Annotated in this window: 11 protein-coding genes; 6 read left to right on the top strand and 5 right to left on the bottom strand. The window is 64.2% G+C overall.

Going from position 1 to position 13216, the window contains the following annotated elements:
- The first annotated feature begins 104 nt into the window (after window positions 1-104).
- A complete protein-coding gene (locus tag G3N92_RS05750) occupies window positions 105-1118 on the top strand; it encodes a GlxA family transcriptional regulator (RefSeq protein ID WP_206126495.1) in 1014 nt (337 codons plus the stop codon).
- Window positions 1119-1370: 252 nt separating this feature from the next.
- On the opposite strand, the gene G3N92_RS05755 is transcribed toward G3N92_RS05750, so the two are convergent.
- From G3N92_RS05755 to G3N92_RS05765, 3 genes are read right to left on the bottom strand one after another with little or no spacing between them, the layout of a single operon-like run.
- Complete coding sequence (locus G3N92_RS05755; RefSeq protein ID WP_206126496.1) at window positions 1371-2906, bottom strand: efflux transporter outer membrane subunit; 1536 nt, start codon at window positions 2904-2906, stop codon at window positions 1371-1373.
- A gap of 13 nt (window positions 2907-2919) precedes the next feature.
- Window positions 2920-6039, bottom strand: a complete 3120-nt coding sequence (locus tag G3N92_RS05760) for an efflux RND transporter permease subunit (protein WP_206126497.1) — start codon at window positions 6037-6039, stop codon at window positions 2920-2922.
- A 7-nt stretch (window positions 6040-6046) separates the two neighbouring features.
- Window positions 6047-7312 carry an efflux RND transporter periplasmic adaptor subunit gene (locus G3N92_RS05765; protein WP_339385817.1) on the bottom strand — a complete coding sequence of 422 codons (1266 nt, stop codon included), beginning with the start codon at window positions 7310-7312 and terminating at the stop codon, window positions 6047-6049.
- A gap of 238 nt (window positions 7313-7550) precedes the next feature.
- Between G3N92_RS05765 and G3N92_RS05770 the strand changes: the two genes are divergently transcribed.
- A complete protein-coding gene (locus G3N92_RS05770) occupies window positions 7551-8255 on the top strand; it encodes a response regulator (RefSeq protein ID WP_206126498.1) in 705 nt (234 codons plus the stop codon).
- A complete protein-coding gene (locus G3N92_RS05775) occupies window positions 8255-9352 on the top strand; it encodes an ATP-binding protein (protein ID WP_206126499.1) in 1098 nt (365 codons plus the stop codon). The genes G3N92_RS05770 and G3N92_RS05775 overlap by 1 nt, the downstream gene beginning before the upstream one ends.
- 53 nt (window positions 9353-9405) lie before the next feature.
- On the opposite strand, the gene G3N92_RS05780 is transcribed toward G3N92_RS05775, so the two are convergent.
- The gene (locus G3N92_RS05780; protein WP_206126500.1) at window positions 9406-9729 is read right to left on the bottom strand and encodes a hypothetical protein; all 324 of its coding nucleotides are present in this window, start codon (window positions 9727-9729) and stop codon (window positions 9406-9408) included.
- A 93-nt stretch (window positions 9730-9822) separates the two neighbouring features.
- Here G3N92_RS05780 and G3N92_RS05785 point away from each other — a divergent pair, with 93 nt between their 5' ends.
- Genes G3N92_RS05785 through G3N92_RS05795 form a run of 3 tightly spaced genes read left to right on the top strand, consistent with a single transcriptional unit; the run spans window position 9823 to window position 12299 of the window.
- Entirely contained in the window at window positions 9823-10359 is a 537-nt protein-coding gene (locus G3N92_RS05785; protein WP_206126501.1) for a transposase, read from the top strand.
- Complete coding sequence (tnpB, locus tag G3N92_RS05790) at window positions 10335-10688, top strand: IS66 family insertion sequence element accessory protein TnpB (protein ID WP_206126502.1); 354 nt, start codon at window positions 10335-10337, stop codon at window positions 10686-10688. Before G3N92_RS05785 ends, tnpB begins: the two co-directional genes overlap by 25 nt.
- A gap of 30 nt (window positions 10689-10718) precedes the next feature.
- Window positions 10719-12299, top strand: a complete 1581-nt coding sequence (locus G3N92_RS05795) for an IS66 family transposase (protein ID WP_206126503.1) — start codon at window positions 10719-10721, stop codon at window positions 12297-12299.
- A 54-nt stretch (window positions 12300-12353) separates the two neighbouring features.
- On the opposite strand, the gene G3N92_RS05800 is transcribed toward G3N92_RS05795, so the two are convergent.
- Window positions 12354-13106: an aminoglycoside phosphotransferase family protein gene (locus G3N92_RS05800; RefSeq protein WP_339385818.1), complete on the bottom strand. Its 753-nt coding sequence runs from the start codon at window positions 13104-13106 to the stop codon at window positions 12354-12356.
- Window positions 13107-13216: the final 110 nt, after the last annotated feature.

A 13216-nucleotide genomic window follows, 5' to 3' on the forward strand; every position in this document is an offset into this window, starting at 1 on the left:
TGCGCTCCACACGATCACAGTGTTCTCGTGCCGAAGGTTCGAACGCCAGCCGCTTACAGCCCGGGTGATCGCGCGCAGCGGTGCCACGATAATCGGTGATATGCATGTTTTCTCAGGATTCTCCAATCGGTCAAATCGGTGAGGCGCCGATTCGCTTTGGCATCGTGCTCCTGCCGAATTTCACGCTGACGGCGTTCTCAGGGTTCGTCGACATGTTGCGGCTGGCCAGCGATGAAGGAGACTGCAGCCGGCCGGTGCGATGCACGTGGGTGATCGTCGGTGAATCGCTGGCGCCGGTACGCGCCAGTTGCGGAATTCAAGTCGCGCCGTGGAAGCACTTTGATGAAGAGGCGGCGTTCGACTACCTGATCGTAATCGGCGGCTTGTTGCACGCCGGTCCGGCCGCCAGCGACGCGACGCTGGCGTTCATCCGTGCAAGCGCGCAGTGCAAGACCGTGATCGTCGGACTTTGCACTGGCGCATTCGCGCTGGTGCGAGCCGGAACCATGGATCGATATCGGATTTGCGTGAGCTGGTTTCACTATGTCGATTTTGTCGAACGGTTTCCGGCTTTCGACGAGCGCGACATCGTTGCCGACCGGCTGTTCGTGGTCGATCGGGGGCGCATTACGTGTTCCGGCGGGCGAGCCTCGATCGACGTCGCTGCAACGATCCTCTTGCGCCATGTCGATGCCAGCGTTGTTCAGAAGGCATTGCGAATTTTGATCGTCAACGACACCCAAAAGGGCAGTGCGCCTCAACCGTATTCGACCCACGCGGCCGCGGCGATGCACCCGCGGATTCGCCGTGCCGTGCTGATCATGGAGCAGCACATCGGAAATCCGTTGTCGTTGGCCGAACTCGCACGGCGCCTGGATTTGTCCGTTCGGCAAATGGAACGCCTGTTCTCATCCGAAGTCGGAAAAACGCCCAGTGCGTTCTCAAGGCAGATGCGGGTGCGAAGCGCCGCATGGCTGCTTGCAAGCTCCGACCGGTCTGCATCGGATATCGCCATCTCGTGCGGATTTTCCGACGCGTCGCATCTTGGGAGGGCGTTCCGGAAGGAATACGGTACGTCTCCCGGGTCTTATCGGATGCGTCATGCTTCGGCGCATTGATTGTTCCAACCCTTGCGCACGCAACCGATGATCTGCTCTTCGGTGAACCGTGTCTTCACGCCCTGGCTGCTGGCGAAATGATTGGAGTCTAGAGCCGCTAACACAACCTGGGCGTGACGCTGCGAACGTCGTATTGTCTGAGCGACGTCCACCGCCCTCGAATCGCGCGACGCTTTAGCGTCCAATCACGTAGTGGCCGGTTCGCGTTCCGCGTCACGATACCGAGCACGGAGCGTCGCGCGGCCGCCTCGGTCACCGTGAATCGGCAATCCCGTCCCAGCCGCCGCCAAGCGCCTTGTTGAGCGCGATGTAGTCGTTCGCGATGAGAACCTGGCTTTGAATCAGCGCATCCCGGGCGGATAGCTGGGCGCGCTCGGCGATCAGTGCGTCGAGGAAGCCGGTCGAGCCGGCATCGAAGAGCGCCCGCGCCAGCGTCGCGGCCTGCTCGTACGATCGTGCGGACGCCTGAAGCGCCCGCACGCGCGCCGTTTCGCGAGACAGCGCGACGCCGGCGTTCTCCACGTCCTTCAGGGCCGACAGCACCGATGCGTTGTAGGCGATGAAGTATTGCTCGCGCTGCGCGTCCGCCATCTCGACGGCCGCCTTGAGCCTGCCCGCGTTGAAGATCGGAATACTGAGCGACGGCCCGATCGACCAGCCGATCGTCGAGCGGCTGCCGAGGTCGCCGAATTGCGTTCCGGACGTCACGATGTTGCCGGTCAACGTGACGCTCGGATAGCGCGCCGCTTCGGCTTGGCCCAGCTTTGCGGTGTATTGCGCATAGTGGCGCTCCGCCGACCGAACGTCCGGGCGTGCCAGCAGGATGTCGGCAGGCACGCCGGCCGGCACGGGAAGGTCGGGCTGCGGGATCGGGCCGGGCGCCGCCATGCGGTCGATGAGCGCGTCGGGGGCCTTGCCGCTCACGACGGCCAACGCGGCGACGGCCTGCAGATACGACGTCTCGAGTTCGGGGATCGAGGAACGGGTGGTCTGGGCCAAGCCGTCGGCATTGGCCACATCGAGCGCGGACACCGCGCCCGCCGCGTATCGCACGCGCGTGAGCCTGGCCGTCGCTTCCTGAGACGCCGCGGTATTGCGCGCGAGCGCGAGCCGCGCCTGATACCCGCGCGCCGCGACGTAGTAGGTCGCGACGTCGCCGATGAGCGTCAGTCGCGAGGCACGCAGCGTCCACTCGGCGGCGTCGAGACCGTATTGGGCCGATTCCGCCGCGCGGCGATTCGCGCCGAAGATATCGAGTTCCCAACTGGCATCGAAGCCTGCCTGATACAGGGACGACGGGCCGCTGGAGGCCTGCGTGTCGGCCGATGGCGCGTTGGTGAGGGCCGCCGCGTTCGTCGAGCCCAGGGCGGCGCCGCTGCCGCCGCCGCGTTTGTAGGACGCGGTGCCCGCGAGCGACGGGTAGCGCGCCGCGCCGGCCTGACGTGCGAGCGCGCGAGCCTCCCTGACTTTCGCCCGCGCGCTCGCCAGATCCAGGCTGCCGGCCGCCGCATCGGCGATCAGCGTGTCGAGCATGGGGTCGCCGAGCTGCTTCCACCATGCGCCCCTGCGCGGCGGGCGCGGATCGATGGCGGCGTCCTGCTCGGCCGTGGCGTGCCACTGCAACGGCACGCTCGGCACGACGGCGTGGTAATCGGGGCCGACCGCGCATGCGCTCAATATGGCCGGCGCCAGGGCGGTCAACGCGATTCGCCCGATGGCGGAATGCGTCGAGCGTTTGCGCAGCGTTGCGCCGTCGTCGTCTCGATGCGTGAAATCGTTGTCGATCATCGTCTTGCTTCGATCAAGTGTTGTCAATGTGCGTACCGTTGCGCCGGCCCGATGCGGCCTTGACCGCCACGAACAGCAGCGGCGCGAAGAAGATGCCAAGCACCGTCGCGGCCGTCATGCCGCCGAGCACGCCGATGCCGACGGCATTCTGCGCACCGGAGCCGGCGCCGCTCGCGATCGCAAGCGGCATCACGCCGGCAATGAACGCAAGCGAGGTCATGAGAATGGGCCGCAGGCGCTGCTGTGCCGCGTCGAGGGCGGCCTCCAGAAGCGGCGCGCCCTGGGCCAGCCGGTGCATCGCGAACTCGACGATGAGAATGGCGTTCTTGGCGGCAAGCCCGACCGTCGTGAGCAAGCCCACCTTGAAGTACACGTCGTTCGCCTGGCCGCCGAGGAAGGCCGCCGCCAGTGCGCCGGCGACACCCACGGGCACGGACAGCATCACGGCGAACGGAATGGCCCAGCTCTCGTAGAGCGCGGCCAGGCAGAGAAACACGACCAGCACGGAAATCGCATACAGCCCCGCCGCCTGCTTGCTTGCGCTTTGCTCCTCGAGGGAAATGCCGGTCCACTCGTGGCGGAAGCCCGGCGGCAGATGCGCGACCAGTTGGTCGATCGCCTTCATGGCCGCGCCCGAGCTGACGCCCGATGCCGGTTCCCCTTGAATCTGGAACGCGGAAATGCCGTTGTAACGCTCCAGACGCGTGGGGCCGTAAGTCCATCGTCCGTCGGCGAACGAGGAGAAGGGAACCATCTGGTTCGTACTGCTGCGCACATGCCAGGCATTCAGATCGCTGGGTTGCATCCGAAAGTCGTAGTCCGCCTGCAGATAGACGCGCTTCACGCGGCCGCGGTCGACGAAATCGTTGATATAGCTTCCACCCCAGGCCGCCGACAGCGTGTTGTTGATGTCGCCGATATTGAGGCCGAGCGCGCTGGCCTTGGCCTGGTCGATATCGACGAGGAATTGAGGCTTCGATTCCTGGCCGGTCGGCCGCACGTTGGCCAACAGCGGCTGCTTGCCCGCCGCCGCAATGAGCTGGTCCCGGACCTGCTCCAGGCGTTCTCGGCCCACGCCGTTGACGTCCTCGAGATAGAACTCGAAGCCGCTCGAGTTGCCGACGCCCTCGATCACCGGCGGCGCGAGAACGTACACCTGCGCATCGCGCAATTTGGCGAACGCGGCGCCGGCCCGCGCCGCGATGGCTTGTGCCGAAAGCGTGTTCGATCGGCGCGCGTCGAAATCCTTGAGGCGCACATAGACCATCGCCGAACTCTGGCCCGATCCCCCAAAGCCGTATCCCTCGACGGACAGCACGCCGTCCACGGCGGCCTTCTCGTTCTGCAGGAAATATTGCTCGACCGCATTCAGCACGTCGCGCGTTCGATAGTTCATCGCGCCGTTGGGCAACTGCACCGAGGTCAGGAGCGTGCCTTGGTCTTCCTGAGGAAGAAACGAGCTCGGCAGGCGCGCCATCATCCAGCCGGTGGCGGCAATGAGCGCCACGTAGATCGCCAGGAAGCGGCGGCCGCGCGCGAGCATGCCGGAAAGCCCGCGCCGATACGCGCGCGAGCCGCGCTCGAAGTGCCGATTGAACCAGCCCGAAAACCCGCCGGCGCGAGCGTGCTCGCCAGGCGGCCGAAGCATCGTCGCGCACAGCGCCGGCGAGAAAATCAGCGCGACGCCGACCGACAGCAGCATCGCCGTCACGATGGTGACGGAGAACTGGCGATAGATCGTGCCGGTTGCGCCGCTGGTGAACGCCATCGGCACGAACACCGCCGAGAGCACCGTTGCAATGCCGATCAGCGCGCCGCTGATCTCGCCCATCGACTTGAGGGTCGCGTCGCGCGGGGAGAGCCGCTCCTCCGCCATCACGCGCTCGACGTTCTCCACCACCACGATCGCATCGTCGACGAGCAGGCCGATGGCCAGCACCATCGCGAACATCGTCAAGGTGTTCACCGAATATCCGAACATCGCGAGCACGCCGAAGGTGCCCAGCAGCACGACCGGTATCGCCAGCGCGGGAATCAGCGTGGCCCGCACGTTCTGCAGGAACACCAGCATGACGATGAAGACCAGCACGACCGCTTCGATCAGCGTCTTCACGACTTCGTGAATGGACAACTGAACGAAGGGCGTCGTATCGTACGGATAGACCACCTCGACCCCGGGCGGGAACGTCGATTTCATCGAGGCCACCAGGCGCTTGATGGCCTTCGCGGTTTCGATCGCGTTGGCCCCCGCGGCCAGATTGACGCCCATCGACGACGCCGGCATGCCGTTGTAGGTCGAGGCGTAGTTGTAGTTCTCGGCGCCGAGCTGAACGCGGGCGACATCCTTGACGCGCACCACCGAGCCGTCGGACGCGCTCTTGAGGATGATGTCCTCGAATTGCGCGGGCGTCTGCAACCGGCTCTGCGACGTCACCGTCGCATTGAGCTGTTGCCCCGGCCTCGCGGGCAGCGAGCCGAGCTGACCCGCCGACACCTGTACGTTCTGCGCGCGAACCGCCGTTTCCACGTCGCCGGGCATCAGCGCGTACTTGGCCAGTTGATTCGGGTCCAGCCAGATGCGCATGGCGTAGCTCGAGCCGAACAACTGCGTGTTGCCGACGCCGTCCACCCGGCGTATCTGCTCCTGGAGCGTGCTTCCGACATAGTCGTCGAGATCGACGGCGCCGAGCTTGCCGTCCTTCGATATCACGCCCAGCACCATCGCGAACGCGGCCGACGATTTCGACACCGTGAGGCCGGTCGTTTGCACGACGGTGGGAAGCTGCGACGTGACCAGTTGAAGGCGGTTCTGAACCTGCATCTGGGCCACGTCCGCATTGGCCCGGTTGTTGAACGTCACGCGAATCTCGACCTCGCCCGACGAGTCGGAGCTCGCCGACATGTACATCAGGTTGTCGAGGCCGGTCATCCCCTGTTCGATGACGCGCGTGACGGAATCCTCGATCGTCTTCGCATCGGCGCCGTTGTACGAGGCGAGGATGGAGATGGTCGTGGGGGCGATCTCCGGGTACTGCGCGACGGGCAGACGCTGCAGGGCCAGCAGGCCCCAGAGCATGATCGTGATGGCGATGACCCATGCGAAGATGGGGCGCTTGATGAAGAATGCCGACATCGTCGTCCTAGTTCCGGGTAGCGTCAGGTTGGGCGTTCAGGGCGGGCGCGCCGCCGGCGCTGCCCGGGCGCGCGGGCGCGGAGGCGGCCGCCGCCTCGACGGGGCGCACCTTGCCCGTGGCCGGATCCAGCGCGACGTCCTGAACGTCGACCGCATCGCCGTCGCGGACTTGCTGGGACCCTTCGACAACGAGCTTGTCGCCGGCCACCCAGCCGTGCTCCACCAGCCAGTCGTTGCCGTGCTCCTTCGCGTCGGGCAACACCACGGTCATGACCACGCCGTGGCGAACGACCAGCGCGGTTGCCTCGCCGCGCGTATTCCGCCCGGCCGCGCGCTGCGGCACCAGATACGCATGCGGGATCGTGCCTTCCCGGATCACCGCCCGGACATACATGCCCGGCAGCAGCAGGTGCTTCGGGTTGGGCACCTGCGCGCGCAGCGCGTACGTGCCCGTCGATGGGGAGACGCTCGCTTCCCCGAATTCGAGCGTTCCCTGCTGCGGATACGTCGTGCCGTTTTCCAGCTTCAACGTGATGGGCAATTCGCGCCCGGCCCGGACAACCCGGCCGCTGTCGATGGCTTCGCGCAGGTCGAGGTAGCGCGTGCTCGACTGCGTCAAGTCCACGTACACGTTGTCGAGCCGTTGTATGGTGGTCAGCGCGGTCGTTTGATTGGCGCTGACCAGCGCGCCGGGCGTGAGCGACGAGCGCTCGATGCGGCCCGAGATGGGTGCGCGGATGACCGTGCGGGCGAGGTTGATGTTCGCGGTGTCGAGCGCGGCCCTGGCGGTCGCCACGCTCGCCCGCGCCTGAGAAAGCGCATCCGACGATTGCTCGAATTCCTGCTTGCTGATGGCGTCTTGCTGGAACAGCGACCGGTTGCGATCCGCTTTCGCGAGCACGGCCGGGATCGCGGCCTGGGCTCGGGTCAGCTCGGCCGCTGCGGAATCGCGGGCCGCCCGATAGCTGGCGGCGTCGAGCTTGTAGAGCGGCTGACCGGCCTGGACGGCGGCGCCTTCCACGAACAGGCGTTGGACGATGACGCCATCGACTTGCGGGCGAACCTCCGACTGCAGCTCGGCGACGATCCGCCCGGGGAGCTCCACCGTCAGCGGCACCGGCTGCGCTTGCAGCGTCATCGCCCCGACACGCACGCGCTGCGGCGCTTCCGCCGCGGGGTCGCGCTGCCGCGCGTCGCAGCCCGCGAGCAAGAGCAGCAGCGCCGCACCGACCGCGGTTCCCGCCGTCGCGACTGTGTGGTGATATGTCTTCACGTTCTGACTGAACCTTGACCATTGAAAGGTAAAGGCCGCATGCTCGCAGCGCTTCGTCGGCAATCGATGGAGGCCGTGTGGAGATTGTGCGAACGCGGCGAAATCCGCCGCCGGAAAGCCGTGCCGCGGCGCAAAAAGAGGGGGTTTCGTTGAGATATGATGGAGATTCGATGGAGGGGGTTGTGCCGTCTCGTTCCTCCTTTCACGATGTCGCATCTGTGTCGATGCTCTCTTTGAAATGACTGCCCTCATACTTATCGCGGAAGACGAGCCCGAAATCGCGGACATCCTGGACGCGTATCTGACTCGCGAGGGCTACCGCACCTACAAGGTGGCGAACGGGCAATCGGCCCTGGACGTTCAGCTCTTGCTGAAGCCCGACCTGGTGCTGCTGGACATCAAGCTGCCGGGCAAGGACGGGTGGGAGGTGCTGGCGGAACTGCGCCGCCGGGGCGACACGCCGGTCGTCGTGCTGACCGCGCTGAATCAGGATATCGACCGCTTGCAGGGGCTGCGCATCGGTGCGGACGACTACATCGTCAAGCCGTTCAACCCGGTCGAGGTCGTCGCCCGGGTCGGCGCCGTGCTCCGTCGCACGCTGACCTCGCGCAGCGAGCCGGTGATCCGCGTCGGGCGTCTCGAGATCGATACGGAAAGCTACGTGGCGAGCGTTCGGGGCGCGCATTCGACGCGCGAGAGCGGGCCCGGCGTGCAACTGTCCCTGACGCTCACCGAGTTTCGGGTGTTGACGCACATGGCGAAAAATCCGCACCGCGTCTTTACGCGCAGCGAGCTGATCGATGCGTGCCTGCCGGGCAGCGGGGCGCTCGAGCGCACCGTGGACAGCCACGTCAGCAACCTGCGCAAGAAGCTCGAGAAGGCCGGGGCGGCCGACATGCTCGCGGTGGTGCGCGGCGTCGGCTACAAGCTCACGGGGCTTTGATGCACGGCCCGGCGCAGAACGCCACGAAATCCCGCGGGCGCCTCGGGCGGCAGATCGTGCTGTCCATGGGGCTGGTGTCCGTTATCACGGCGCTGATTCTGTTCGTGGGGTCGTTCGTCATCTATGGCTTGCTGACGGCGGCTTCGCTGGCCCCGCCGGAGCCGCGGACCATCGAGGACGCGTTCATTCCCGACTCGCAGGATTACCTGATTTTCGCGATCCTGCTGCTGATCGGGCTGGTGGTCGCCGTGGTGGTGGCGTCGCGTTTGGCCAAGCGGATTCTGGCGCCGCTCAATTCGGTCGCGGAGAGCGCCCGGCGAATCGCCGCGGGGGACCTCGACGCGCGCGCCTTGCCCGGCGACCGCTCGCTTGGCGACACCGCGCTGCTCGTCGACGATTTCAATGGCATGGCGGTGCGATTGCAGCGCATGACCTCGGACATGACGGAATGGAACGCCGCGATCGCGCACGAGTTGCGTACGCCGCTGACCATCCTGCGGGGCCGCTTGCAGGGCATTCGCGACGGGGTCTTTTCGCCGGACGACGCCCAGATTCGCGGGCTGCTCTTTCAGGTGGAGGGCCTGACGAGAATCGTCGACGATCTCTACATCATGACGCTGCAGGATATCGGGCGGCTGGAGATGTTTATCGAACCGACACGGATCGACATCGAGATCCGGCGCGCGATCGATTCGGTCGGCGACGCCTTGAACGATGCCGGGTTCACGCTGGAAGTGGATTTGGCCGCCGAAGTGGCGCCGTGCGACGGCGCCAGGGTCAAGCAGGCCCTGCTGGCGCTGCTGGACAACGCCCGCCGCTACGCGGTGCCCGGCCGCTTGCGGATATCGCTGAGCGGGCGGGATACCTGGCTGTTGCTGGCGGTCGAGGACGAAGGCCCCGGCCTGTCCGCGGATTTTGCGCCGTTGGTTTTCGAGCCGTTCACGCGAGCCGATGCGTCGCGTTCGAGAAAATTCGGCGGCGCCGGCCTGGGCCTCTCCGTGGTTCGCGCGATCGCGCTGGCCCATGGCGGGAAGGCCGGCTATCGCACGTCGGCATCCGGCGGTTCGATCTTCGAGTTGAGCTTGCCGCGCGCCTGAGCCTGCGCCTGCGCTTGCGGCGCGTGATTGCGATCCGACGCGAGCGGATTCCCTCAACGCCCGGCGGCGCGCGCCTCGCTCAAGGAATACGTGCCCATGTTTTTCGCCGCCGCGCCGTTCTTTTCGATCAGGAAAAATCCCCGCTCCGGGCTGTAATACGATGGATCGAAGGCCTCGATGCCGATCGCTTCGGCATAGGCCTTGAGCGTTGCGGGCGTGAATCGGTCTTTGATCTTCAGAGCGGAATACAAGGACGAATCTTCGAACGCTTGAACCGCTCCCGATTCGGAAAAGCGCCAGCGCCGATCCTCCTTGATGCAGGAAATCGCGCGTTCGATATTGAGGAAATCGGTTGGGTTCGGGCTATAGATTTCCAATGTGCTGGATCGTAAGCGGTCCATCTTTAACGTCTGTCAAATTTTGACCGGTGCGAGGAGCATAGGTGTCCACCTATTTTGAGGTGGACACCTATGGCAGACAAACACTCAGAGTTAAGAGTTGTTCGGCAAAGCAGCGATGGACGTCGCCGCTACGACGAGAAGAGCAAGCGCGTGCTGATTGAAGCTGCGTTGCGTCCAGGAGCGTCGGTCGCGCGTCTGGCGCAGGAGCACGGGATCAACGCCAACCTGCTACGCAAGTGGATCACGAAGTACCTGATGGAGCGCGAGAAAGGCATGTCGTCGGTGCCGCAGGATCACGGCAACGATGAACGCGAGCTGACGCAGACCGATGAGAGCAACGACGGCGTGAGCATCGATCTGCCGGGTTCGCACAAATATACCCCCGTCACGGTAACGCCATCCGCGTTCGTGCCGGTCATCGCGGCACCGCCATCGACCACACGAGCTGAACCGTTACCACCGCCGTCGATGACGCTCACGTTGCATGTACGGCTGTCGAACGGTGTCGCGCTCGAGCTCGGTGGAGCGATCGCGACCATCGACGAACTGACGACGCTGGTCCAGATCCTGGGGAGGCTGCCTTGTTCCGCTTCGACGACAACCTGAAGGTGTATCTGCACCGCGACCCCGTCGACTTCCGCCACGGCATGAACAGCCTGTCGATTCTAGTCGAGCAGTCGATGCGGCTGAACCCGATGGACGCTTCGCTTTACATCTTCGGCAACCGCCGTCGCGACCGGATAAAAATTCTGGCCTGGGATGGCAGCGGTTTCTGGCTTCTGATGAAACGCCTGGAGACGAGCTGCTTCATCTGGCCCGACAACAAGGCCGTGGTCGTGAAGCTGACGACCGATGTGCTGCACGCGCTGCTAGACGGTGACGACATCACCGCGATCCGGCGGCATCCGAAGCAGGAATATCTGCGGGTGAGCTGAACACGGGATCGGCATGTCAGTCTAATCTGCATGCCGATCGAGGTCACCATCACTGCCGACGAACTTGCTGCGCTGCTCGCGATACGCGAGGAGCACGCAGCGCTTCAACACGAGCGCGATGAACTACGTGGCACGCTGCGTTTCGTGACAACGGAACGCGATCTTGCCGAAGAACGGTTGCGTGCCTACCGGCGCGAACTGTTCGGTGCGAAGAGCGAAGCGAGGGATTCCGACCAGCCGGGCCTGTTCAACGAAGCCGAAGCGCTTGGTGCGAACGCGACGCCTGCGCAGGAAGACATCCCCTCAACGACGAGCGCCGCACACACGCGCAAGAAGCGCGGCCACCGCACGCCACTCGATCCCCATCTGCCACGCGAGGTCGTGCGGCACGAACTTCCCGAAGCCGAGCGCTTCTGCACGAATGACGGTCATGCGCTCGTTGAGTTCGGCGTGGAGATCAGCGAGCAGCTCGATGTGATCCCCGAGCAACTGCGCGTGATCCAGCACCAGCGTGTCAAATACGCGTGCCCGTGCTGCGATCTGGGCATCAAGGTCACGCCGGCACCACCGCGCATCATCCCGCGTGGGCGGCTCACCGAATCAGCGCTGGCGTGGATCGCAGCGGGCAAGTTCCAGTTTGGCATGCCGATCTATCGTCAGGCGGGTCTGCTGCGCCGCTTCGGCGGCGACATCTCGTCGAACACGGTTGCCGTCAGCATGGTGCGCGCCGGTCTGGCCACGCAGCCTGTGATCAACCTGATGCGTGACGCGCTGCTCGAGGCCGCCATCGTCCTGAGCGACGAGACGACATTGCAGGTACTCAAGGAAGAAGGCCGCAAGCCGCAAACGAAGAGCTACATGTGGGCGCAGATGAGCGGTTCGGGTATCCCGATCCGCTGCTACAGTTACACGGCAGGACGCGGTGCGAAGCTCGCTGACAAACTGTTCGCCGGCATCCGCAAGGATGCGGTCCTGATGAGCGACGGATATGAGCCCTACAACGAGATCGCGCAGCGCTACCAGCTCGTGCACCTCGGCTGCTGGGTTCACGCCAGACGCTACTTCGTCAAGGCCGAGGACAACGTACCGAAGGCCGCACGTACGCCCGATCTGCTCGCGACACGCTTCATCAAACTGATCGGCAAACTGTTCGCCGCCGAAGCACGCAGTGAAACATGGGAGGCTGAGCGGCGGCAACGATTGCGACGACGATACAGCGTGCGTGTGCTCGATGCCATCGAGAAGCTGATGATCGAACAGTCACCTGGCGTCGTGCCGCAGAGCCTGCTCGGAAAAGCGCTCACCTATCTGCATGGACAATGGCCGAAGCTGGTCCGCTACGTCGAGAATGGCAACTGGCCGATATCGAACAATCCCTGCGAGAATTCCATCAGACCGTTCTGCGTCGGGCGCCGCGGCTGGCTGTTCGCCGACACCGTTGACGGTGCAAACGCGAGTGCAAATCTCTACTCGCTGGTCGAAACCTGTAAGGCTAACGGTATCGACCCGTATTGCTATCTCACCTGGCTGTTCCAGCATCTCCCGATGGCCAAGACCGTCGATGATTATGACGCGCTGCTGCCCTGGAAAATGCCCGTCGGCCTTCGTTGATCGTTGCTCCCCCAGGCTCTGTTTATATTTGCTGTAAGCGTTGCATCTGAAGACTTAATCGACAATACCAAGCGCAGACGCCGCGAGTTTCCCTACTTCCAATGTGCTGCCTGCATCGTCGCCATCTTCGAGCATCCAAACCGTCGATAGACCAGCCCACGCGAACACCCATTGTAGAAGTCGGCGACGCTCGATACGGGAGACCGTGCTAACCAACTCAATGCGCCGCGCGAAGACTCCCGGTGCCAATGCGCTTTCGCCGTCTGGATTGCAGAAGAGGTTCGCATAGTCGAAGCAGCGCTCACCATACAAGCCCTTTGGATCTATAGCGAGCCAGCCATAACGCTCAAAGTCGAGCACATTGCCGTGGTGAATGTCGCCGTGTAACACCGTGACGTCGCGAGGTGTTCCCAGCAGTTCGCGTGCAGTACGTGCGCAGTGATCGAAAAAGCGGCCGTGCATGCCAGTACTGGATAGCAGCGAGTCGAACCATTGCGTCAATGTAACCATTGCAGGAATCGGTTCGGCACGCGGCCTGTGTAGATGTGAGGCGGTTGTACACAAGATGTGTGTTGCCTCGTCATCGCGTCCCTGTTTTACCATCTGCGTGAGCGAGACTGAGCCTTGCGCACGCACCATAAGCAACGCTTCGCCGTCGTGAGCGAGCACGGGCGCCGCACCGTCACCGTCCCACCACACCATTAGGCGACTGCCTGCCTGCTCCTCGGGTGCTTGCGAGATCTTGAGCATGGCAGGTACGCCGCGTTGGCGTACAGGAAGAAGATTACCGTGGACTGCCCAGGGAATGCTAGACGCTGCCGGCCTATGATTTGAGCATAGGAGGGCGTCATGAGTGCACAGAGATTTACCCCGGAATTCAAGCAGGAAGCGGTTCGGCAAATCACGGAACGGGGCTA

It is taken from the genome of Burkholderia sp. Ac-20379 (assembly GCF_017104645.1).
In the GTDB taxonomy this organism is placed as follows: Bacteria; Pseudomonadota; Gammaproteobacteria; order Burkholderiales; family Burkholderiaceae; genus Burkholderia.